At 75.6% G+C, this 22,395-nt stretch carries 15 protein-coding genes; 4 read left to right on the top strand and 11 right to left on the bottom strand.

All coding sequences use genetic code 11. The features are described from left to right. Positions 1-218 precede the first annotated feature (218 nt). Positions 219-836 (bottom strand): TetR/AcrR family transcriptional regulator C-terminal domain-containing protein, encoded by a 618-nt coding sequence (locus ACFYUY_RS22945; protein WP_360219252.1) that lies wholly within the window; start codon positions 834-836, stop codon positions 219-221. Between the two features lie 129 nt (positions 837-965). On the opposite strand from ACFYUY_RS22945, the gene ACFYUY_RS22940 reads away from it, so the two are divergent. After that, positions 966-2,471, top strand: a complete 1,506-nt coding sequence (locus ACFYUY_RS22940) for an MFS transporter (RefSeq protein ID WP_387903024.1) — start codon at positions 966-968, stop codon at positions 2,469-2,471. Positions 2,472-2,576: 105 nt separating this feature from the next. Next, positions 2,577-4,193: an FAD-dependent monooxygenase gene (locus tag ACFYUY_RS22935; RefSeq protein ID WP_387903021.1), complete on the top strand. Its 1,617-nt coding sequence runs from the start codon at positions 2,577-2,579 to the stop codon at positions 4,191-4,193. Between the two features lie 105 nt (positions 4,194-4,298). Here ACFYUY_RS22935 and ACFYUY_RS22930 read toward each other — a convergent pair whose 3' ends face one another. Genes ACFYUY_RS22930 through ACFYUY_RS22920 form a run of 3 tightly spaced genes read right to left on the bottom strand, consistent with a single transcriptional unit; the run spans position 4,299 to position 8,597 of the window. After that, entirely contained in the window at positions 4,299-5,759 is a 1,461-nt protein-coding gene (locus ACFYUY_RS22930; protein WP_387903019.1) for an ATP-grasp domain-containing protein, read from the bottom strand. 4 nt (positions 5,760-5,763) lie between these two features. Then, positions 5,764-7,293: a lipopolysaccharide biosynthesis protein gene (locus ACFYUY_RS22925; RefSeq protein WP_387903016.1), complete on the bottom strand. Its 1,530-nt coding sequence runs from the start codon at positions 7,291-7,293 to the stop codon at positions 5,764-5,766. Beyond that, the gene (locus ACFYUY_RS22920; RefSeq protein ID WP_387903014.1) at positions 7,290-8,597 is read right to left on the bottom strand and encodes a glycosyltransferase; all 1,308 of its coding nucleotides are present in this window, start codon (positions 8,595-8,597) and stop codon (positions 7,290-7,292) included. Before ACFYUY_RS22920 ends, ACFYUY_RS22925 begins: the two co-directional genes overlap by 4 nt. 293 nt (positions 8,598-8,890) lie before the next feature. Between ACFYUY_RS22920 and ACFYUY_RS22915 the strand changes: the two genes are divergently transcribed. Continuing rightward, on the top strand, positions 8,891-10,105 hold the full coding sequence (locus ACFYUY_RS22915; RefSeq protein ID WP_360219270.1) for an FAD-dependent oxidoreductase: 1,215 nt from the start codon (positions 8,891-8,893) through the stop codon (positions 10,103-10,105). Between the two features lie 73 nt (positions 10,106-10,178). Here ACFYUY_RS22915 and ACFYUY_RS22910 read toward each other — a convergent pair whose 3' ends face one another. The 3 genes from ACFYUY_RS22910 to ACFYUY_RS22900 form a co-directional block, all read right to left on the bottom strand. Beyond that, on the bottom strand, positions 10,179-10,718 hold the full coding sequence (locus tag ACFYUY_RS22910) for a hemerythrin domain-containing protein (protein ID WP_387903010.1): 540 nt from the start codon (positions 10,716-10,718) through the stop codon (positions 10,179-10,181). Between the two features lie 121 nt (positions 10,719-10,839). Then, the gene (locus ACFYUY_RS22905) at positions 10,840-11,136 is read right to left on the bottom strand and encodes a WhiB family transcriptional regulator (protein WP_360219276.1); all 297 of its coding nucleotides are present in this window, start codon (positions 11,134-11,136) and stop codon (positions 10,840-10,842) included. Between the two features lie 150 nt (positions 11,137-11,286). Then, on the bottom strand, positions 11,287-11,442 hold the full coding sequence (locus tag ACFYUY_RS22900; protein WP_360219279.1) for a DUF6131 family protein: 156 nt from the start codon (positions 11,440-11,442) through the stop codon (positions 11,287-11,289). A 369-nt stretch (positions 11,443-11,811) separates the two neighbouring features. On the opposite strand from ACFYUY_RS22900, the gene ACFYUY_RS22895 reads away from it, so the two are divergent. After that, positions 11,812-13,116: a hypothetical protein gene (locus tag ACFYUY_RS22895; protein WP_387903006.1), complete on the top strand. Its 1,305-nt coding sequence runs from the start codon at positions 11,812-11,814 to the stop codon at positions 13,114-13,116. Positions 13,117-13,173: 57 nt separating this feature from the next. Here ACFYUY_RS22895 and ACFYUY_RS22890 read toward each other — a convergent pair whose 3' ends face one another. From ACFYUY_RS22890 to ACFYUY_RS22875, 4 genes are all read right to left on the bottom strand, one after another. Next, positions 13,174-14,775 carry a CHAD domain-containing protein gene (locus ACFYUY_RS22890; protein ID WP_387903003.1) on the bottom strand — a complete coding sequence of 534 codons (1,602 nt, stop codon included), beginning with the start codon at positions 14,773-14,775 and terminating at the stop codon, positions 13,174-13,176. A gap of 105 nt (positions 14,776-14,880) precedes the next feature. Beyond that, positions 14,881-15,333: an ATP-binding protein gene (locus ACFYUY_RS22885; protein WP_387903000.1), complete on the bottom strand. Its 453-nt coding sequence runs from the start codon at positions 15,331-15,333 to the stop codon at positions 14,881-14,883. 107 nt (positions 15,334-15,440) lie between these two features. Continuing rightward, positions 15,441-17,942, bottom strand: a complete 2,502-nt coding sequence (locus ACFYUY_RS22880) for a SpoIIE family protein phosphatase (protein ID WP_387902997.1) — start codon at positions 17,940-17,942, stop codon at positions 15,441-15,443. Further along, complete coding sequence (locus ACFYUY_RS22875; RefSeq protein ID WP_387902994.1) at positions 17,939-22,264, bottom strand: HAMP domain-containing protein; 4,326 nt, start codon at positions 22,262-22,264, stop codon at positions 17,939-17,941. The genes ACFYUY_RS22880 and ACFYUY_RS22875 overlap by 4 nt, the downstream gene beginning before the upstream one ends. Positions 22,265-22,395: the final 131 nt, after the last annotated feature.

The raw sequence follows: 22,395 nt of genomic DNA, 5'->3' as shown, positions 1-22,395 counted from the left end.
CCGCTCGCCCGGACGGGCCGAACAGCAGGTCGGTGGCGCATCACCGCAGCTCACGCGCCTGGCGCGCCGGCAGCGCAGGCCCCACCCGGGCGCCGAGCCGCACCCGCGCAGCCGTCCGGACGGGGTTCACCCTCGGGGATGACACGAGGTTGACGATAGGACACGAGGTTGACGTGATTCCGACCCGTCAAGCCCCCCACCCGCGGGAAGCGGCCCGGTCAGGCGCCGGTGCGGCGGTCGAGGCCGTCGAGCAGCAGCCGCAGGCCGTACTCGAAGCGGTCGTCCGGGGTGCGGTCGGCCCAGTGGCGGATGGCCGCGCCGATGGCCGCGTAGTCGCCGGTGGCGGAGGCGTCCGGCACGGGGCTCCGGTCGGTGGTGGCGAGCTGCTGCTCCCGGCTCTGCTCCTCGATGACATGACCGAGGACGTAGTCCTGGACGGCGAAGAACGCCAGTGCGGTCTCCTCCGCCGGCACGCCGGCCTCGGCGAGGGCCCGGACGGCGACCTCGCCGAAGCGAAGGGTGTTGGGCTGCCGGACGTAGGTGCCGGACACGACGCGGGCGCCGTCCCGGCGGGCGAGCAGGGCGAGGCGCAGCCGCCGGGCGAGTTCGGCCGTCCGCTCGCGCGGCGGCAGGGCGGCGTCGACGTCGGCGACCCCGCTCATGACCTCCTCGGCGACGGCCTCCAGCAGGGCCTGCTTGTCGCGGTAGTGCCAGTAGAGGGCGCTCGGTCCGACGCCCAGGGACGTGGCGAGACGGCGCATGGTGAGGCCGTCCAGGCCGTCCTGGTCGAGCAGCCCGAGGGCTCCGGCGAGCACGTCCTCGCGGTGCAGGCGCACGCGGATCTCCTTGCTGGGCGGGCGGGTTGGACCGCCTTCGTGGCGCCGGTCACCCGCGTTGACAGGGCACTGAGCCTACCCTAACCTGAACACCGTTCTACTAGAACACCGTTCAGGTCAGGAGTCGCCGTGCCCACGCCACCTTCCTCGCGCAACCCCGCCGCACCCCCTCCGCCCACCGGCCGCCCCACCGGCCCGCCGGCCGCACCACCGCCCCTCCTCCGGCCCGGCCTGCCCGTCGCGGCGGCCGTGGCCATCGCCTGCGCCGCGTCCTTCATGGTCGTCACGGACGGCGCCATCGTGAACGTGGCCCTGCCGGCCGTGAACGCCGACCTCGGACTCGGCTCCGCCGCCGCCCGGTGGGTGGTGGACGCCTACCTGCTGGTGCTCGGCGGCTTCACGCTGCTCGCGGCCCGCGCCGGCGACCTCTTCGGCCGCCGGGCCACCCTCCGGGCGGGCCTGGTGCTGTTCACCGCCGCCAGCGCCGCCGGCGGACTCGCCGACAGCGGCCCGGCCCTGATCGCCGCCCGCGCCGCCCAGGGGCTGGGGGCCTCGGCCCTGGCCACCTCGACCCTCGGCGTCGTCCTCGCCGCCACCGCCGACCGGCCGGAGCTGCGCCGGCGCGCCATGTCCGCCTGGGCCGCCTCGAGTTCGTCGGCCGCCGCACTCGGCGTGCTGCTCGGCGGCGTGCTCACCGAACACGCCGGCTGGCGCTGGGTGATGTACGTCAACGTGCCCGTCGGCGTCGCGCTGCTGGCCGCCGTCCAGCTCTGTCTGCGGCCCGCCGACGGGCGCGCCCCCCTCGGCCGGCTCGACCTGCCCGGCGCCCTCGTCTCCACCGCCGGCGTCGGCCTGCTGCTGTTCGCCGTCACCCGCGGCGGCGAGTACGGCTGGACGTCCCCCACCACCCTTGCCGGCCTGGCCGCCGCGGTTCTGCTGCTCGCCGCCTTCGTCCGCATCGAGGCCCGCACCGGCGACCCGCTGGTCCGCCTGCCGGTCTTCCGGCTGCCCGGCGTACCGGCCGGGAACCTCGTCGTCCTGCTGCTCGGTGCCGGTCTGACGGCGTCGCTCTTCCTCGTCTCCCAGCTGGTTCAGCAGGTGCTCGGCTACTCCGCCCAGCAGGCCGGACTGGCGATGCTGCCGATGGGCGTGTGCCTGGCCGCCGCCGCACTGCTCTCCCGGCGTCTGCTGGACGCCGGGGCCCGCCGACTGCCGTTCTACGGGGGCACCGTGGCGGCGGCCGGGCTGCTCTGGCTCGCCACCCTGCCGGCCGACGCCGACTACGCCGTCGACCTGCTCGGGCCGCTGCTGCTGATCGGATCCGGCCTCGGCCTGATGCTGATGTCCGCCACCACGGCCGCCACCGCCGCCGTCCCGCCCGCCGAGGCCGGCCTCGCCTCGGGCCTGCTCAACACCTCACGCCAACTGGGCGGCGCCCTCGGCCTCGCCCTGCTCGGCGCCATCGCCCAGTCCGCCACCGGCACCTCCGACGTCGGCGCATCCGGAGCCGCCCCCGCGACGCCCGCCGCGCTCCTGCACGGCTCCCACGCGGCGCTGCTCGCCGCCGCGGCGCTCAGCCTGCTGGGCGCCCTCGCCTCCCTGCTGCTGCCCGGTGCCCGGAGCACCCGCCCCTGAGTCCCTGTCCGAACCCGCCCGGACCCGTCCGGCCACCCCGGCCGGGCCCGCCTCGGCACCCGAACCCCCGTCCGTCCACCTCGGCACCCGCCCGGAGCGCACTCCATGCAGACCCGAAAGCACTACCCCGTCCTCGTCGTCGGCGGCGGCATCGTCGGCCTGACCGCCTCGCTCGCCCTCTCCCAACACGGTGTCCCCTCGCTCCTGGTCGAGGCCCACCCCGGCACCCACGACCACCCGCGCGCCCGCAGCCTCAACGCCCGCGCGATGGAGATCTACCGCGAACTCGGCGTCGCCGACGCCGTCCGCACGGCCGGCGCCCCGCTGGCCCGCGCCGAAGGACTGCACCGCGGCCCCGACCTCGCCACCTCCCTCGCCGGCACGGCGCCCCGCCCGAACGCCGGCGACCGGCCCGAGAGCATCTTCGCCCCTGCCGCGATGGCCCGTTGGAGCCCGACCACCGGCCGCCGCGCGACCCTCGACGCCGTGGAACCCGTCCTGCTGGCCGCGGCCCGCCGCCGGCCGGCCGAGCTCCGCTTCGGCACCCTGCGCACCGGCCTCCGGCAGGACGACGACCACCTCGCCGTCGAGCTGACCGACGCGGCCACCGGCGCCACCGAGGCCGTCACGGCCGACTACCTGATCGCCGCCGACGGCGCGGGCGGCGCGCTGCGCCACGAACTGGGCGTCCCCTCGACGCACGGCCCGAGCCACGGGCACCAGCTCAACATCCTGTTCCGCGCCGACCTCGAACAGTTCGTCCGGGGGCGGGAGTTCAGCGTCGTCCTGATCTCCCGCGCCGGTGTGCGGGGCATGCTCACCGCCATCGACGCCCGCACCCGCTGGGCCTTCCACCTGCGTTACGACCCGGCCGTCGAGAGCCCTGCCGACTATCCGCCCGAGCGGTGCGAGCGGATCCTGCGGGACGTCCTCGGGGTGCCCGGCGTCGAGCCCGAGGTGGTCAGCGTGCTGCCCTGGGAGGCCCGCGAGCGCACGCTCGACCGGCTGCGCGCGGGCCGGGTCCTCTTCGCCGGCGACGCGGCCCACCAGATGCCCCCGGCCGGCGCCCGCGGCGCCAGTACCGGCATCGCCGACGTCCACAACCTCGTCTGGAAGCTCGCCGCCGTCCTCGACGGCCGAGCGGACGAGGCCCTGCTGGACACCTACCACGAGGAGCGCCACCCCGCCGCCGTCCACGCCGTCGCCGCCTCGGGCGCCAACGCCCGGGCCATGGTCCCCGGCAGCCCGTCCGCCGACCCCGACTGGACCGTCCCGGCCGCCCACGGCCTCGGCGACCGCTACCGTTCCGCCGCCGTCCTCGCCGACGCCGGACACCCGGCGGCCCCCGTCACCGCCGAACTCGACGGCAGCCCCGGCACCCGGGCCCCGCACGCCTGGACGGACCCGGCCCGGTCCCGCTCCACCCTCGACCTCCCCGCCGGGGACTGGATCCTGCTCGGTCCGCCCGCCTGGGCCCGGCCCGCCCACGCCGCCGGGCTGCGCCACGCCGACCCCGGGCCGGAGTTCGCCGCCCTCGCCGGCACCACCCCCGGCGGCGCCGTCCTGGTCCGCCCCGACGGCCACGTCGCCTGGCGCTCCACCGGTCGCACCACCACCACGGCCGGGACGACCACGGGCCGGGCGGACCCTGCCGCGGCGCTCACCGCGGCCCTGAGCCTGCTGCCCGTCCGGTTCCGCCGCGGCACGGACCGCAGCGCGTAGCGCCCGGCGCCGGGGCCGGTGCGCCGCTGACTCCGCCGGAGGAGCTGACCGCGCCGTCCGTTCACCCGCAGGCGCCGGCGGTGCCGGCGGTGCCTGGTGCCGCGGTCACGGCTCGGCGTACGGCTCCTCCACCTGCGCCCCGGTGTCCGGGGCGGGTCCGCCGACGGGGCGCGGGCCCGGACGGCGCCGGTCGAGCGCCACGCCCGGTCCCCCGTGGGGCGTGGCCGGGGAGGGGCCGTCCGTCAGGGAGGGCAACGGCGGGTCGGTGCGCCGGGCCCGACGGGCGGCCCGCGCCGTGATCCGGCGCGCCACCGACCCCGCGAGCCAGCCGAGTTCGACCAGGGCCGGAGCGGGATCGTCGGCGGCGAGCCAGGAGCGTTCCGTGCGGGCGGGCAGGCGGGTGGCCCGCGGCGGGAGCCGCCGGTGCCGCCAGGCCCAGACCGAGGCGGACGCGAGGTCGAGGTTGCCCAGCCCGTAGTCCCGGACCAGCTGGGATTCGGCGGGCGGCCGCAGGCCGGTGAGCGACATGTGCAGGGCCCGCACCACGTCGATGCCGGAGACCGTCTCGAACAGCCGGAACTGCGCGCCGGTCCTGGGGTTGAAGTCGACGAGCTTGTAGCGCCCGTCGCGCCGGTCCAGGCGCCAGTCCAGATCGGCCACCCCGGCGTAGCCGACCTTCCGGCAGAGGTCGGTGGCCATGGCCGCCAGTTCCGGGTTCGGCAGCGAGCAGGCCCGGGTGGTCACGCCCGCGTCCGGGGGCCACGAGCGGCGCTTGCGCCCGGTGAAGACCAGCAGCGGCTCACCGCCCGGGCCGCAGCACAGATGGGTGAACCAGTCCTCGCAGTGCTCCGGCGGAAGGTACTCCTGGACCAGGACCGGGCGCCCGGCCCGCGGCGCCATCACGGCCCGGAGCGTGGCGAGGTCGGGCACGATCGTGGTGGCCTCGACGGCGGGGCGGGCGAGCCTGGTCCACGCCTCGCGGTTCTTGAGCACCAGCGGGAACCCCCACTGCCGCCCGCAGTCCAGGATCTCCTCCAGGCCGGCCGGTGCACAGCTGCGCGGCGTGGGCACGCCGTGACGCCGGCAGATCTCGTACAGGTCGGCCTTGCTGGCAAGTCTCCGGGGCAGGCCGGGCGGAACGGGCGGCAGGAGGAAGACGTCGGAGAGTTCCTCCGCGTGCTCGGCCAGGAGCACCGCGGCCTCGTCGTCGGTGGCCACCGGGACGCACGGCGTGCCGATCGCCAGGCCGATGGCGTGCAGTCGGGCGACCAGCTCCCCGGGGCTCTCCAGCCCGGTGGTGGGCCAGACGAACCGCCGGGAGAGGTGGCGGGACACCGCGGTCGGGGTGCAGGGGTGTTCCACCACGGCGTGCACGGGCACGCCGGCCCGGCCGAGGGTGCGCACCACGCCGAGCCCGCCCTGGTGCTGGGGATAGTGGCCGATCTTGACCAGGAGCGCCGGTGTCCGGCCGTCCAGCGGCACCGGCCGGCCCCGCGCCGCGGCGTCGACGCCGTTCCCCGGTGCCGGGCCGTCGTGATCACCCGGGAGAGCGGGCCCGAGGTCCATGCCGTCAGCCTCCTTCGGGCCGGCCCGCCAGGACCGGGGACAGCCATCGACGGACCAGCACCAGCAGCGGCACCGCCAGCACGCACTCGGCGATCAGCCAGGACAGCCCCACCCCGGCCAGCCCGAGCCGTGGCAGCAGCACGGCGGCGAGTCCGATGACCAGCACCGCGACGGCCGCCCGGACCAGGATCATCCACAGCAGGGAGCGCTGGACCCGGGCCACCTGGATCGCCACGTTGACCACCACGTTGGGGACGGCGGAGAGCGCCATCAGCCGCAGCACGGTGGTGCCGTGCGCCGCGTAGTCCGGGCCGAACAGCCGCAGGGCCCACGGTGCGGCGATCACGATCACGGCCACCGCGGCGGCCAGCAGCACCGCGGAGTGGCGCAGCAGGCGGTAGGAGTACTCGCGGAGCCGGTGCGGGTCCCGCGCCCCCTCGACCACGAGGGAGGACCCCATGCTGAAGGCGGCGACGTAGAGCGTGGAGGCGATCACGTAGGCCAGCGCGTAGTAGGCGTTCTGGCCCGGCCCGACCTGGTCGAGCACCATCAGCGGCAGGACGGCGGAGGTGGCGAAGCCGAAGAGGTTGCCCGCGTAGTCGGCCGTCGCCCAGCGGGCCATCCGCTCCGGCGGCCGGTCGGGGCCGTCGTGGTCCCGGCCCTCGTACTCGCGCTGGGCCGCGGGTACGGCCCAGCGGAACAGCACGACGTTGGTCAGGACGATCGAGACCACCATCGCCGCGGCCCAGGAGACCAGGATGCCGGTGGCCAGGTCGAGGGCGATGCAGCCGGCCAGGAACGCGGCCTTCGCCACGGCGAAGACGGTGTTCTCCCCGAGGACCCACCCCATCCTGCGCACCCCGGTGAGCGCGCCGTCCTGCAGGACGAAGACGGAGTAGCCGGCGGTGGCGGCGACGAAGGACACGGCGAGCCCGGGGGCGCGCAGGAACTCCAGCTCGGGACTGATCACCGGGACGAGCAGCAGGAACCCCACCGCCGCCAGGACGCTGCACACGGCGCTGATGGCGTACCAGCGGATCACCAGGGAGCGGGTGCCCGCGCCCGCGGTGGGCACGAACCGGACCAGCGCCTCGCCGAGGTTGAGGCTGCCGAGGGTGGACAGGAAGGTCGCGGCGGCGAGCACCGCCGAGTAGCGCCCGACGGTCGCCGCACTGTAGTGACGGGCGGCCAGCATCCAGAACAGCGCGCCGAGTCCGGCGGCGACGACCGCGCTGGCCGCCAGGATGCGGCCGTTACGCAGCAGTGAGTCGGCCTGGGCGGCCGGGCGCAGCGCCCTGGCCGCGCGGGCCGGCCGGCGGGTCCGGGTCGGGAGGGCGGTGGATCCGTGCGGCGCCTCCCTGGCGGTGGCCCCGTCGTGCCCGGCCCCCGCCGGGGGTTCGCGCGGCGGGGGGCGCCCGGGCGCGGAGCGGTCGGGCGGCCCGCCGTGCCCCGGGGGGCCGGCGGGCGGGCGGTGTGACGGGTCGGCACGGCGCGGGTCGGGTGGTGGCGCCGACGGCCCCGGCCCGGGCGTCACCCGGGGGCCCTCGTCCGGGCGGCCCGCCGCTGGGTGCGCAGGCTCACGAGGTAGCAGAACGGCCCGTAGAGGAAGCCGCGCCGCTCCAGCCGCTTGAGCGAGCGGAACGCGCCCTGGTAACCGGGCGGGGCTCCCCGGGTGCGCTTGCGGGCGGCCTGGTGCCAGCGCCACACGCCGCTGGGCAGGCGGCGCAGCAGGACCAGCAGCAGGCCGGGCCTGCGCATCACCGCCGCGGTCAGGTAGGCGCCGAAACCCACGCCGAAGGCGCTGATCTGACGGGTCAGGGCGTCCATGGTGCGGCGGTGGCGGTGCCAGACGACGGCGTCCGGCTGGTAGACGACGGTGTGCCCGGCGGTGAGGACCTGTTGGAACGCCAGCAGGTCCTCACCGCCGCGGGCGGGGCTGCCCGCGCCCGCGGCCCGGTCGAAGCCGCCGACACCGCGGAGCACGTCGGTGCGGAACGCCATGCTCGCGCCGCTGCCGAACCGGCCCGTGGAGAACTGGGCCAGTCCGTCGGCGTCCGTCCCGTCGAGCGTCCAGGTCCGCAGGGTGAAGCCGCGGCCCGCCGGCGCGTACGCCTCCAGGGTCAGCTGCGCCTCGGTGTCGAGTTCGGCGGGCGCCACCAGGCCGGTCACGCAGGCGGCGCGGGCGTCGGTGGTGAAGCCGTCCACCAGGGCGGTGACCCAGGCGTCGTCGACGATGACGTCGTCGTCGGTGAAGGCGCAGATCTCGCCGCGGGCGGCGGCCAGCCCGTGGTTGCGGGCCCAGGACAGGCCGGGCACCGGCTCGTTCAGGTAGCGGATCCGGTCGCCGTAGCGGGTGCGGACCAGCTCGCGCGTGGCGTCGCTGGCCGGCGCGTTGTCGACGAGGATGACCTCGAGGTGCGGGTAGCGCAGCCGCAGGATCGAGTCCAGGCAGGCGCCCAGCATCGGGGTGCGGTCCCGGGTGCACACGATCACGCTGACCAGGGGCCCGCCGTCGGGGCGCCGGTGGGCGGGCTCCACGGCGGGCACGGCGGGCGCGGGTACGGGAAAGCCCCGGCGGGCGGTGTCCGCCAGGGCCCGGTAGAGGTCGTCCGGGTCCTGGTGGTCCACGGTCGCGCGCACCCACCCGATGGGGTGCCCGTCCAGTCGCACCAGGGTCAGCACGCGCCCGTGGGTGCTCTCCGGCGGCAGGCCACCGGGGGCGCGCAGCGATCCCGGGACGGCCAGGTCCAGTTGGAGCACGTGGACGGGTGCGGAGGTCGGGTCGCCCACGGCGGAGTGGAACCCGGTCGTCACCTCCGACAGCACGGGCAGCGTCATGACGGACTCTCCGGAGCGGTCGGGGCCTCCGCGCACCGGCTCCCGGTCCTGGTACGAGGCGCCGAGAGAGAAGCGGGCATATCACCATGAAACACCCTGAGGGCATGGTCGGCCCCTCACGGCCCCGGGCCCGTGCGGGGCCGGCCCGGCGCCCTCCGCCGCCCCAGGGCACCCGGATGCCCCCGCCCCGGCTTCGACGCATCCTGGATGGGAGCCGTCCCGCCGCTCGTAGGAGGACCGATGCCACGCCTCTCCCGGACCCGAAGGACCGAGTCACCAGCGGAGGCGGGGCCGTGAGCGCGGCGGCGGGCCGGCCGGTCGTCGTGATCGGCGCCGGACCGTACGGGCTGGCGACCGCCGCCCACCTGAGCGCCCTGGGCGTACCGCTGAGGATCTTCGGCGAACCCATGGAGAGCTGGCGGCTGCAGATGCCGGCGGGCATGTTCCTGAAGTCCACCCCGTCCGCGTCCTCCATCTCCGACCCCGGCGCCCACGGCAGCCTGGCCGCCTTCCGGGCTCTCCACCAGCGCCCGTCCGGCGGGGACCTGCACCCGGTGCCGCTCGACGAGTTCGTCGCCTACGGCGAGTGGTTCCAGCGGATCTTCGTGCCGACGCTGGAGCGGGCCCGGGTGACCGCGGTCTCCGCCGACCGGGACGGCTTCGCCGTCACGCTCGACACCGGCGAGTCGCTGACCGCCGCGGCGGTGGTGCTGGCCACCGGGCTGCGCCCCTACGCCCGCGTGCCGGCGGCCCTGGCCGGCCTGCAGGAGCGCGGCCTGGCCTCGCACTCCTCCGCGCACGCCGACCTGTCCGGCTTCGCGGGCCGGCGGGTGGCGGTGATCGGGGCCGGCCAGTCGGCGCTGGAGAGCGCCGCGCTCCTGCACGAGAACGGCGCGCGGCCCACCGTGGTCGCCCGCGCCGAGCAGCTGCTGTTCGGCGACCCTCCCGCCACCGACCTCAGCAGCGACCGCCCGCTGCCGGTGCGGGCCGTCAAACCGGGCACCCCGCTCGGCCCCGGCTGGTCCCACTACGCCCTGAGCCACGCCCCGATCGCCTTCCGGCACCTGCCGGACGCCACCAGGTCCCGCCTGGTCCGCACCGTGCTCGGGCCCTCCGGCGCGTGGTGGCTGCGGGAGCGCGTGGAGGGCCGGGTCCCGGTGCTGCTGCGCCGTCCCCTGGACGGCGTGGAGTCCGCCAACGGCGTCGTCCGGCTCCGGGTGGGCGGCGCCCCCGAGCCGCTGGAGACGGACCACGTGCTGGCCGCCACCGGCTACCGGGTCGACGTGGACCGCCTGGAGGTGCTCGACGCCGCCCTGCGCAGGGCGGTCGTGCGCGCCCCCTCGGGCGCGCCCCGGCTGGACCGGGACTTCCAGTCGTCGGTGCTCGGGCTCTACTTCACCGGGCTGTCGGCGGCGGACACCTTCGGCCCGCTGATGCGCTTCGTCGCCGGCACGGGCTTCGCGGCCCGGCGGATCAGCGGGGCGCTCGCGGGTCCCGGCGACGGCTGAGCGCGGCCCGGGGGCTGCTCCACGGCGTCCGGGCCCGGTTCGGTGCGCGGGCCCGGGCCAGTCGTCCGGGGCGTCAGTCCTCCAGGGCGTCGGCGATGCGGTGCAGCATGCCCCCGCCGGGCGGGCGGCGCGGCGCGGTCTCGCGCACGGCCTGCATCCGCTCGCCGATCTCCCGGAGCTCGTTGCGGCCGATCGCGGCCCGGACCTTCGGGAACCAGTCGTCCTCCTCCTGGGCGATGTGCCGTTCGACGGCCTCGATCAGGACGGCCGCCTTGGCGTCGTAGCCGTCGTCGTCGGGCGTCATCCGGCTGAGCTCCTCGCAGAGCAGGTCGGCGACGTGGTGCTCCTCCTTGGCGCGGTCCATCTCCTCGGCCAGTCCGGGCACCTCCCGGCGGATCCGGGGGTAGACCAGCTCGTCCTCCAGGTAGGTGTGGACGGTCAGCGCCTCGACGATCCGTTCGACAGCCTCGCGCCTCGCCCGGTCGTTGCCGTGGCCGTCCTGGCCGTCGCGGTCCCCGTCGCCGTCGGCGTCGGCGAGGCTGCGGTACTCGCGGAACAGGCGGCGGGCCTCCTTGTGGTCCTCTCGTAGCAGGACGATGGCGTCGTTCGACATCGCGCGTCTCCTCCTCGGCTCCTCGGCGGCCTCCCCTCTTCGACCGGGCGTCTCCCCCGGCGCTTCGGGGCCAAACGCGCCGCCCCCTCGGGCCGGACGCGGACGCCGCCGCGGCCTCCGTTCACGCGGCCGAGGCAGCCGAGGGGGCGCCCGACAGCAGCGCCCGGCGTTCGTCCTCGGTCAGGCCGCCCCAGACGCCGTAGCGCTCACGGGTGGCGAGGGCGTGCCGGCGGCACTCGGCCCGGACGGGGCAGCGGGCGCAGACCGCCTTGGCCGCCCGCTCGCGCGCCGTCGCGGCGACGCCGCGCTCGTTGGCGGGGTGGAAGAAGATGCTGCTGTCCGCGGCGCGGCAGGCACCGTCCAACTGCCAGTTCCAGTGGTGCTCCTGCGCTCCGGGAAGACGGGTCAGGTCGGTCACGGGAGGGTCCTTTCCGGGGAGCGGTCGGTTTCCGCCCGTTCGTCTAACCCGGTCCGCCGCGTCCATGCCACCCGCGGGGCCCCGTCCGCTGAACGCCCGTCCGGCCGCCCCGGGGAGGGGCGGCCGGACGCGGCATGTGGCCTGGACGGATCAGTAGTAGTGACGGCGTCCGCCGACGGCGTGCCCGAGGGCTCCGGCGACCATGAGGATGAGGCCGATGACCAGGAGGATGACGCCGATGGTCCACAGGAACGAGATCCCGGTGACGAAGCCGACGATGAGCAGAATGACGCCGAGGACGATCACGGTGCCCTCCGATGGGTGCGGGGACGGTTGTCGGAGGGGCGACCCGCTGGTCCGGCGGTCGGACCGGGGCCGTCCCGGGAGGCGGAGCCCGTCTACTGCAGCCCTGCCATCCCCCGCGTGTACCGCCCCTCGCTCCGGCCAAACCTGAACGCCCGCCGGGGACCGCCCGGACCGGCGGTGGCGTCCGCCGACGTGCCGGCCGGGCGCCCCCGCCGCAGGCCGGAGCGTGGCGCGATCGCACCGCACCGCGGGCCCGCCCTGTTGACCCGTACACGGACGGACGGGTTGGCTCACCTCCAGCCGGCCGACGGGGGCGCAGGGCGGCCGGCCCGAGCGAAGGGGAGGACATCCCGGGTGAAGCAGCATTCCATGAGGGCCCGTCCGGTGACCGGCCGCCGGTGGGCGCCGAGGACGGGCGGCCTGCTGGCGGCCGCCCTGCTGGCCACCGCCGTGTGCCACGTCCCGGCCCAGGCCGCCCCGCTCCGGGGGGACACCGTCACCGTGAACACCGCCCCTGACGGCACACCGGCCGACGACTGGTCGGAACCGCTCGGCCTGAGCGCCGACGGACGCTACGCGCTCTTCACCTCCCTGGCGTCCAATCTGGTGCCCGGCGACACCAACCGCCTGTACGACGTGTTCGTCCGCGACCTGTGGACCGGCCGCACCGAGCGCGTCAGCGTCGCGGACGACGGCTCGCAGCTGAACGGCTCGACCAACCAGGCGGCGATCAGCGCCGACGGGCGGTACGTGGCCTTCAGCACCGACGCCGCCGGCGTCGTCCCGGGGCAGCAGGGCGGCGGCCGCTTCGACGTCTACGTGCGCGACCGCCGGACGGGCCGCACCGAGCCGGTCACCCCCGGCGACGGCAGCGGGAACTCCCAGGCCCCGGCCATCAGCGCCGACGGACGGCACGTCGCCTACACCTCGGACCGCACCGACCTCGCCCCCGGCGCCCGCCCCGGCGTCCAGAACGTCCACCTGACCGATCGCCGCACCGCGACCACCCGCCTGGTCAGCACCGGCCGCGACCGGACCCCCGCCGACGGCGACTCGGTCGAGCCCTCGATCAGCACGGACGGCCTCACCGTCGCCTTCCGGTCCAAGGCGACGAACCTGCTGCCCGCCACCACCACGGCGGCGCGCACCACCACCAAGCCCCCACCGGCCCGGCAGCTCTTCCCGCTCTACACCTACGACGTGCGCACCGGCCGGATCCAGGGCGCCAGCATCGACGCCTCCGGCACCCTGCGCGACGCGGCCAGGGACGCCCGGCTCAGCCCCGACGGCCGCTACGCGCTCTTCCGGGTCTTCGACCGCGAACAGGACGCCGTCCGCGTCCGGCTCTACGCCCGGGACCTGCGGGAGGGCACCGTGACGACGGTGGCGGCGGCCGACGCCCTGACCGCCGTGATGTCCGCGGACGACCGCTGGGTCTACTTCGCCTCCGACTCCGACACCCTCGTCCCCGGCGACACCAACGGCGCCTCCGACGTCTTCCGCCGCGACCTGTGGACCGGCCGCGTCGAGCGCGTCAGCACCACCCCCGACGGCGGCCAACTGCCCTCCGCCTCCCGCTCACCCGCGGTGGACGCGCTCGGCACCACGGTGCTCTTCAGCACCCTCGGCAGCCCCCAGCCGGCCCTGCTGGCCCGCCACCTGCCGCCGTGGTGACCGAAGGGGCGACCGTCGGGGTGGCCGCGCCCCCACGGGCCACCACGCCGGGCCCGGTCAGGGCAGTCGGGTGAGCCGGCGACGGGAGGCCCGGTGCCGGAGCTCCGGCAGCCGCCGCTGTGCGGTGTCGGCGGTGTGCCGCCACCGCTCGTGGAGGACGCCGTAGGCGAAGGCGTCCGATCGCCCCGCGGCGGTGTCCTCGCCCTGCAGGGCGATCAGTTCCTGCCGGGCCACCACACTGTCCTGGTGGGTGCCGAGGACCTTGTGCAGCTTCTTCATCGCGGCGCCGAACTTCGCCGCGCGCTTCGCCGTCCGGTGCGGCACCTGCGACTGGACGTCGTCCGCGGCGTACCGGGCGCGCTTGGCGGCCTTGCGGGCGCGGTGCAGCAGCTCGTCCCGTCGCGGGCCCGGGTCGAGGCGCAGGGCCTCGTCGAGGCGCCGCACCGTCCGGCGCTGCTCGTGCCGCAGGACGCGGGACAGGTGGGCGCTCGCCGGGCGGCCGGCCCGTCCGCGCAGGGGCGGGTCGGCGGCGAAGGCGTCGAGGTCGTCCAGGAGGGCGAAGTAGCGGGGGCCGTCGAGTTCGGCGACGGCCCGCTGCCAGGCCGTCCGGTAACCGCGGGCGTAGCGTTCGGTGAGCCGCCCGCGCAGGGCGTCCGGGCGCAGCGGCGCGGGTACGGCGTCCAACCCGTCGACCAGTTCCGCGCCGAGCACCTCCTGGTCCCGGGCCTGGCCCAGCAGCCGGGTGAGCCGGCGCAGTCGGTCGGTCAGCGGGTCGGCGCGGTCGCGGTCGAACAGCCGCCGGTGGGCCTTGAGCAGGCTGCGCAGCCGGCGCGCGGTGACCCGCATGCGGTGCACGGAGTCCTCCTCGCCGCAGCGGACGGCCGGGTCGAGGTGGAGGAGCGTTTCCAGCCGTGCCCGGAAGGCGTCCATGACGAGGGCACCGGCCGTCCCTTCCGCCTGCTCCGGGCCGTCCGGCCGGGCCTCGGGCGGTGCGGGCTCCCCGAGGGCGCGGGACAGCTTGGAGGGCGAGGAGGACCGGGCGAGGCCCGCCTCGGTGAGCAGCTCCTCGACGCGGTCCAGCAGGGCGGGGGCGCCGTCGACGAGTTCGACCTCGAACTCGGTCCACCCGCGGGCCTCGGTGCCGGCCCCGTCCGCCGCCCCCGCCGGTGCCCCGTCCGCCGGCGCGGAGGGGAGCCGTGCGGCGGGGAGGCGTTCGGCGTCCAGGAGCTGCACGGTGACCTGGTCCTCGGTCACCTGGGCGAGCGTGCTCCCCCGGTCGTCCACCAGGGCCTGCGCGGCGCGGCGGGTGCGCAGTCGGGCCACCGGGCGGACCGGGGCGCGGCGGGTGAAGGCGGCGACCAGCCGGGCGAGCTCGGCCGGGACGCCGTTCGGCGGGCCCGCCGTCAACGGCAGCCGGAACTCCTCGCGGACGTCGCCGCCGCGCGGGAGCTTGAGGTGCCAGCCGGCGTCCTCGCCGCCGGTTCGGCGGCGCAGGGTGATCCGGCGCCGCAGCAGGCGCAGGTCCTGGGTGTCGTAGTAGACGGCGTCGAGTTCCTCGGGGTCGGTGCTCCGCGCGGCCGCGACGCCCTTCACCCGGTCGAGCCGCCCGGGGAGCGCGGCCCCGTCGTACTTCCGTTCGGTCTCCTGGTGTGTACCCATGTCCGGACGGGTGCCCGGGACGGCCGCGGTCATGTCCGCGCCGGGCGGACAGCACCCCGGGCAAAAGGGGTGAACGGTACCCCGGGCAGGCAGGTGGGCGGTGCCTCAGACGTCGACCTCGGCCCAGACGGTCTTGCCGTGGTGGTGCAGGGCCGTGCCCCAGCGGTCGGCGGCGCGCCGGACGACGATCAGGCCGTGGCCGCCGGGCGAGGCGGGCCGGTGGGGCTCCCGGGGCACCGGCACCACCCGGGACCGGTCGCTGACCTCGACCCGCAGGCGGGTGGCGGAGGTGTGCAGGACCAGTTCGAGGGCTCCCCCGGCGTGCAGCGCGGCGTTGGCGACGAGTTCGGCGACCAGCAGGACGACGTCGCCCGCACGCCCGGGATCGGGCCAGGACCAGTCGGCGAGCGCGTCGACGGTGAACGCCCGGGCGCGGGACACCGGCCTGGGCAGTCCGACCAGGGGCAGGCGCCGCCGCTGCCCGCCGGCCGGCAGGGGCGCGAGGCCCGCACGGACCGGGACCGGCTGGGCGCCGAGGGCTTCCCGGCTGGGGTTCATGGGTGGCTGTCCCTTCGGCTCGACGCGTTCTCCCCCGATCGGCTTCCCCGCCGCGGGCGGTGCATGCGGGGTCGTCCGCCCGGGCCGGTCAGCGCGCCGGCGGCCGCTCAGGCACCGGCCGCGCCGCCGCCCGCGCCGTCCGCCGGCGCCTCGCCCACCGAGACGCCGATCAGGCAGGTGTCGTCGTCGGTGTCCGCCGCGCTGTAGCGCAGCAGGTGGTCCAGGGCGGCCTCCAGGTCCACCCGGCCGTCCGGGGCCGTCCGGGACGCCTTCTCGGTCAGGGCGAGCAGGTTGTCGAGGGAGGCGTGCACCGACTGGTCCCGCCGCTCGATCAGCCCGTCGGTGAACATCACCAGGGTGTCGCCCGGTTCGAGCCGGATCTCCTGTTCCTCGTAGTCGGCGTGGTCGAGCACGCCGAGGAGCAGGCCGCCGATCTGCGGGAGGGTCCCGGCCCGGCCCGCGCGCAGCAGGACCGGCGGCAGGTGGCCGGCGCGGGCCCAGCGCAGCCGGCGGGTCGCCGGTTCGTAGAGCCCGCAGACGGCGGTGGCGGTGACGTTGTCGGTCAGGTGGTGGGTGACGCTGTTGAGCCAGCTCAGCAGTTGGCCGGGCCCCGCGCCGGTGGCGGCGAGGCCGCGCAGGGCGTTGCGCAGCGCGACCATGCCGGTGGCGGCCTCGATCCCGTGACCGGCGACGTCGCCGACGCACAGCAGGACGTCCCCGGACGGCAGGGTGAGGGCGTCGTACCAGTCGCCGCCGACGAGGTGGTCCTTCTCCGCCGGGCGGTAGCGCACGGCGACGCGCAGGTCCGGCAGGTCGAGCGGCCCGCGGGCGGGCGGCATGATGGCGTGCTGCAGCTGGAGGGCGAGGCGGCTGCGCTCGGCGGCCTGCTGCTCGCTCTGGGCGAGCTGGTCGCGGGTGGCGGCGAGCGCGACCTCCGTCCAGTGCTGGGCGGAGATGTCCTGGTAGGCGCCCCGGACGATCCGCAGGCCGCTCTCGGGCTGGTCCACGGGCTCGGCGACCACCCGGATGTGGCGGGTGACGCCGTCCGGGCGCTGGAGCCGGAAGGCGGTGGAGGCGGGCCGCTGGTGGTGCAGGACGGTGCGCAGGAAGCGGTCGATCGCGTCCCGGTCGTCGGGGTGGGCGTGCTCGCCGAGGTGTTCCAGCGGGATGGGCCGGGCGGTCGGCGGGAGCCCGTGGAGCTCGAACAGCGTGTCGTTCCAGGCGATGTGGCGGTTGTGCAGGTTCTCCTCGAAGCCTCCGATCCGACCGAGGCGCTGCGCGTGCTGGAGCAGCCGGGCGACGCGCGAGGTGCCGTCCTCCAGCCGCCAGACGACCAGCAGGTGGTCGCCGTGCCGGCTGATGCTGACCTGCCCCCGGGTGTGCAGCGGCACGCCGTCGACCATGGCGGCGAGCCGCATGCTCGTGGTGCGGAAGGGCTCCCCGGTGGCGTAGACGTGTTCGATCTTCTCGGCGAGGCCGCCGGGCTCGGCGGCCAGCGGGTAGGCCTCCAGCAGCCGGGCTCCGAGGACGGCGCTGGTGGGCCGGCCGGCGAAGTCGACGAAGGCGGGGTTGACGTGGCGCACCACGAACTCCAGCGGCGCCTCCCCGCTGTCGGGCGCCAGGTGGAGGACGAGGCAGGGGTCGAAGACCCCTGCGGTGAGCTGGCGCAGGCCGTCCAGTTCGGTGCTCCCGGTGCCGGTGTCGGGCCCCTGGTCGGTCCAGGTCTCCAGCGTCGCGGCGGCCAGCTCCGCCAGGGCCTCGAACTGTCGCTGCAACGACTGGGTCAGCTCCGGCAGCGGCTCGTGCCAGCACACCTCCAGGACACCGATCAGGCGCCCGCCGAGGCCGGCCGGCACGGCGAGCCTGCCCCCGGTGAACTCCTCCTGGCCGATCGAGGGCACTGCGGTGTCGGCCAGCACCGGGTGGCTGACCGCGGCGCGTTCGTCGAGGGCCCGGCGGGCCGGGGTGACGACCCCCGGGGGTACGTGCCGCCAGCGCCGGGCCTCGGCCGCGCCGAAGCCGGCGCTGCCGCGCAGCGAGAGCGACTGGTCGGGGTGGGCGGCCCAGATCGCGACGGCGGCCGCTCCGAGCGGGCGCAGCGCGTGTTCGAGCATCGACCGGGCCGCCGACTCGCTGTCCGTCGGGGCCAGCGCATTCGCCTGGGCGGTGCGCAGCCGCAGCGCGGCCGGGTCGGGGGCCGGGTCCGCGGAGGGGTCGACGAAGGTGCGGGCGATGGCGGAGATCCGGTCCGCGGAGGCCTGGTTGAGCAGGTCGGCGGCGACGTCGAGGACGGGCACGCCGGCCTGCTCGGCCAGCGTGGTCAGCTGGACGGACGCCTCGGTGGGGCCGCAGCGCAGCCGCTCCACCAGGACGCCGACCGCGAGCTCGACCAGGGAGCGGCCGGCGGCGTCCGAGCGGGCCCGGGCGAGCTCCTCGCGCAGGCGCTCGACGGTGGCGGCCAGCCGGCTCACCGCACCGGGCTCGTGGTCCGGGCCGACCGGGGCCGGGGCCCGGGTGGCGGCGTCACGCTGGGGTCCGACCCGGAAGCCGTCGGGGGCGGCGGTCTCCCGGACCGGGCCGGTGGGCACGGGTTCCAGGGGCGGGTTCACACGGCCTCCTGCGGACGGACCGCCGCGCCGGGCACGGCGGTCGCGGGTTGTGCGGTGAGGTGCCCCTTGATCCGGACGACCAGTTCGTCCGCGTCGACGGGCTTGGTGACGTAGTCGGTGGCTCCTGCGGCCAGGCTCTTCTCCCGGTCGCCGATCATGGCCTTGGCGGTCACGGCGATGATCGGCAGCCCCTCGTGGCGGGGCATGGCGCGGATCGCGGCGGTGGCGGTGTACCCGTCCATCTCGGGCATCATCACGTCCATCAGGATGACGTCGATCCCGGGGTGCGCGGCCAGGGCCTCCAGTGCGGCGCGCCCGTTCTCGGCCTGCAGGACGCGCATGCCGTGCAGCTCCAGGATGCCGGTGATGGCGTAGAGGTTGCGGTCGTCGTCGTCGACGACCAGCGCGGTGCGGCCGGTCAGCGAGGAGTCGATGTCGGCGCTCCAGTCTCCCTCCGCCCGGGCGAGCTGGGGGACGTTCCCCGGGTTGTCGGTGCTCATGTGCAGGGCGATGCGCTCGCGCAGTTCGTCGAGGCTGGAGATGACCTCCAGGGTCCGGGTGCCGCCGCCGTCGGGGAGGTCGTCGTCGGTGGCGATGCCGCGGCTGCGGTGCGCGAGGATCGGGACCGCCTGCAGGGCCGGGTCGCCGTGCATCTCCCGCAGGAGGTCCAGGGCCGCGCCGTCCGGCATGTCGAGTTCCAGCACCACGGAGTGGCAGGGGGTGGCGGCCAGCGTGGCGGCCGCCTCCTGCGCGCCGACGGCCGTGACGATCTCGACGACGCTCCCGACGCCGTGCTGCGGGGGCCGGGCCAGCTCGGCGAGGGCGCTCTCGGCGACCATGCGCAGCAGGCCGTGCGGTCGGCCCTCCACCACCAGGAGGCGCCGCGGCGTGCTGCTGGGGGCGGCGGCCGGCGGCTCGTCCGGTACCGCGACGGTCCGTGCGCCGCCGGGCTCCTGGGCCCGGGCCGCCGGCACGGTGCCCGGGCCGGCCGGGTCGGAGGGTTCGGCGGGCAGGTAGAGGGTGAAGGTGCTGCCCCGGCCCACCGTGCTGCGGACGGTGATCGCACCGCCGAGCAGGTAGGCGATCTCCCGGCTGATGGACAGGCCGAGGCCGGTGCCGCCGTACTTGCGGCTGGTCGTGCCGTCCGCCTGCTGGAAGGCGCCGAAGACGCTCTCCAGGTGCTGCGGGGCGATGCCGATGCCGGTGTCGGTGACGCGGAAGGCGACGACCGGGCCGCCGGGCCGGACGCCGTCGGGCAGTTCGGCCTCCTCGGCGGGCTCGATGCACAGCTCGACCCGGCCCTGCGCGGTGAACTTGACGGCGTTGGAGACGAGGTTGCGCAGCACCTGGCGCAGCCGGTAGTCGTCGGTGAGGAGTTCGGCGGGGACGCCGTCCGCCGTGTGCACGGCGAAGGCGAGGTTCTTCTGGCCGGTCATCGGGCGGAAGGTGGCGTCGACGTAGTCGAGCAGGGCGCGCAGCGGGACGGGCTCGACGGTGAGGTCCATCTTGCCGGCCTCGACCTTGGACAGGTCGAGGATGTCGTTGATCAGCTGGAGGAGGTCGGAGCCGGCGGAGTGGATGATGCCGGCGTACTCGACCTGCTTGGCGGTGAGGTTGCGGGTGGGGTTCTGCGCGAGCAGCTGGGCGAGGATGAGCAGGCTGTTCAGCGGGGTGCGCAGTTCGTGGCTCATGTTGGCCAGGAACTCCGACTTGTACTTCGAGGCCAGGGACAGCTGGTGGGCCCGGTCCTCGAGTTCCTGCCGGGCCTGCTCGATCTCCAGGTTCTTGGTCTCGATGTCCCGGTTCTGGGTGGCCAGGAGCTCGGCCTTCTCCTCGAGTTCGGCGTTGGAGGCCTGCAGCTCCTCCTGGCGTGCCTGCAACTCCTCGGAGCGGACCTGGAGTTCCGCCGCCAGCCGCTGGGACTCGCCGAGCAGCTCGTCGGTGCGGGCGTTGGCCACGATGGAGTTGACGTTGACGCCGATGGTCTCCATCAGCTGGTCGAGGAAGTCCCGGTGGACCTGGGTGAACGGCCGCACGGAGGCCAGCTCGATGACCCCGAGGACCTGGTCCTCCACGACGATCGGCAGCACCACCAGGGAGAGCGTCCCGGTGCGGCCGAGGCCGGAGGAGGCGACCAGGTAGTCGGCCGGGAGGGTGTCGACGCCGATGGTGCGCCGGCTGCGGGCGGCCTGGCCGACGAAGGACTCACCGAGGCGGAAGCGGGTGGGGCGCTCGCCGTCGGGGAACGCGTAGGAGCCGACGAGCTGGAGCACCGTGCCGTCACCGCCCTCCTCCGCGAGGTAGAAGGCGCCGCACTGCGCGCCGACCAGCGGGGCGAGTTCGTCCATGACGGCCTCGGCGACGACCGCGAGGTCGCGCCGGCCCTGCATCAGGGCGGAGAACCGGGCCAGGTTGGTCTTCAGCCAGTCCTGTTCCTCGTTGGCTCGGGTCGTCTCGCGCAGCGACTCCACCATGAAGTTGACGTTGTCCTTGAGGTCGGCGACCTCGCCGGAGGCGTCCACGGTGATCGAGCGGGTCAGGTCGCCGGCGGCGACGGCGCTGGTGACCTCGGCGATCGCGCGGACCTGTCGGGTGAGGTTGCCGGCCAGCTCGTTGACGTTCTCGGTGAGCCGCTTCCAGGTGCCGGATACCCCCTCGACCTCGGCCTGCCCGCCGAGCCGGCCCTCGGTGCCGACCTCCCGGGCCACCCGGGTGACCTCGGCAGCGAAGGCGGACAGCTGGTCGACCATGGTGTTCATGGTGGTCTTGAGTTCCAGGATCTCGCCGCGCGCGTCGACGTCGATCTTGCGGGTGAGGTCGCCGTTGGCGACCGCGGTGGTGACCTGGGCGATGTTGCGGACCTGGCTGGTCAGGTTGTTCGCCATGAAGTTGACGCTGTCGGTGAGGTCCTTCCACGTGCCCGCCACGTTGGCAACCCGGGCCTGCCCGCCCAGCGTGCCCTCGGTGCCGACCTCCCGGGCGACCCTGGTCACCTCGTCGGCGAAGGCGGAGAGCGTGTCGACCATGGTGTTGATCACCCCGGCCAGGGCGGCGACCTCGCCCTTGGCCTCGACCGTGATCTTCTGCGAGAGGTCGCCCTTGGCGACGGCGGTGGCGACCTGGGCGATCGAGCGGACCTGGCCGGTCAGGTTGGACGCCATCACGTTGACGTTGTCGGTGAGGTCCTTCCAGGTGCCGGAGACGCCCCGCACCGTCGCCTGGCCGCCCAGGTTGCCCTCGGTGCCCACCTCCCGCGCGACCCTGGTCACCTCGTCCGCGAAGGCCGAGAGCTGGTCGACCATCGTGTTGATGGTCTCCTTCAGCTCCAGGATCTCCCCGCGCGCGTCCACCCGGATCTTGCGGGTCAGGTCGCCCTCGGCGACGGCGGTGGTGACGGAGGCGATGGAACGGACCTGGGCGGTGAGGTTGTCGGCCATCACGTTCACGGACTCGGTGAGGTCGCGCCAGGTGCCGGAGACGTCCCGGACGTCGGCCTGGCCGCCGAGCCGGCCCTCCGTGCCGACCTCCCGGGCCACCCTGGTCACCTCACCGGCGAAGGAGGACAGCTGGTCGACCATGGTGTTGATGGTGGTCTTCAGCTCCAGGATCTCGCCCCGGGCCGTCACTGTGATCTTCTGGGAGAGGTCACCGCGGGCGACGGCGGTGGCGACCTGGGCGATCGCCCGGACCTGGCCGGTCAGGTTGCCGGCCATGAAGTTCACCGAGTCGGTCAGGTCGCGCCACGTCCCCGAGACGCCCTTGACGTCGGCCTGGCCGCCGAGGATGCCCTCGGTGCCCACCTCCCGCGCCACCCTGGTCACCTCGCCGGAGAACGAGGACAGCTGGTCGACCATCGTGTTGACGGTGTTCTTCAGCTCCAGGATCTCGCCGCGCGCGTCGACGGTGATCTTCTGCGAGAGGTCCCCCTTGGCCACCGCGGTGGCGACCTGGGCGATGTCCCGCACCTGCGTGGTCAGGTTGCCCGCCATCGCGTTGACCGACTCGGTCAGGTCCTCCCAGGTGCCCGACACGCCCGGCACCTGCGCCTGGCCGCCGAGCCGGCCCTCGGTGCCGACCTCCCGGGCCACCCGGGTCACTTCCGAGGTGAAGTGCGACAGTTGGTCGACCATGCCGTTGAACACGGTGGCGATCTCACCGAGCAGCCCGTCCGCGTCACCCGGCAGCTTGGTGCTGAAGTCGCCGTCCCGCACCGCCGTCAGACCGGCCAGCAGCAGCCGCAGTTCCGCCTCGGCGGCGGGCGCGGGCAGCGGGCCCGGTCCGTCCGCCCGGTGGGAACCGTTGGTCGGTGTCGAGCCAGCCATCGAAACATCGCCTCTCTGGTGCGCGGTTACGGCCTGCCGCCGGTCCACCGGGCCCGGGCGGGCCGGCGCGGAACGGGCGAGCTCAGGCGCACACGTACCGCTGGGAGGCTACCGTCACCCCGCCAAGATCA

The sequence above is a fragment of the Kitasatospora sp. NPDC004745 genome (assembly GCF_042873275.1).
Lineage (GTDB): Bacteria > Actinomycetota > Actinomycetes > Streptomycetales > Streptomycetaceae > Kitasatospora.
Note: the sequence above shows the minus strand (reverse complement) of the source record. Positions and strands in the feature narration are given on the sequence as shown.

Excerpts from the sequence above, each read along its gene's own strand:
- ACFYUY_RS22935 (WP_387903021.1), top strand. The coding sequence starts at position 2,577 with ATGCAGACCCGAAAGCACTACCCCGTCCTCGTCGTCGGCGGCGGCATC.
- ACFYUY_RS22920 (WP_387903014.1), bottom strand. The coding sequence starts at position 8,597 with ATGACGCTGCCCGTGCTGTCGGAGGTGACGACCGGGTTCCACTCCGCC.
- ACFYUY_RS22875 (WP_387902994.1), bottom strand. The coding sequence starts at position 22,264 with ATGGCTGGCTCGACACCGACCAACGGTTCCCACCGGGCGGACGGACCG.
- ACFYUY_RS22930 (WP_387903019.1), bottom strand. The coding sequence starts at position 5,759 with ATGGACCTCGGGCCCGCTCTCCCGGGTGATCACGACGGCCCGGCACCG.
- ACFYUY_RS22885 (WP_387903000.1), bottom strand. The coding sequence starts at position 15,333 with ATGAACCCCAGCCGGGAAGCCCTCGGCGCCCAGCCGGTCCCGGTCCGT.
- ACFYUY_RS22895 (WP_387903006.1), top strand. The coding sequence starts at position 11,812 with ATGAGGGCCCGTCCGGTGACCGGCCGCCGGTGGGCGCCGAGGACGGGC.
- ACFYUY_RS22910 (WP_387903010.1), bottom strand. The coding sequence starts at position 10,718 with ATGTCGAACGACGCCATCGTCCTGCTACGAGAGGACCACAAGGAGGCC.
- ACFYUY_RS22890 (WP_387903003.1), bottom strand. The coding sequence starts at position 14,775 with ATGGGTACACACCAGGAGACCGAACGGAAGTACGACGGGGCCGCGCTC.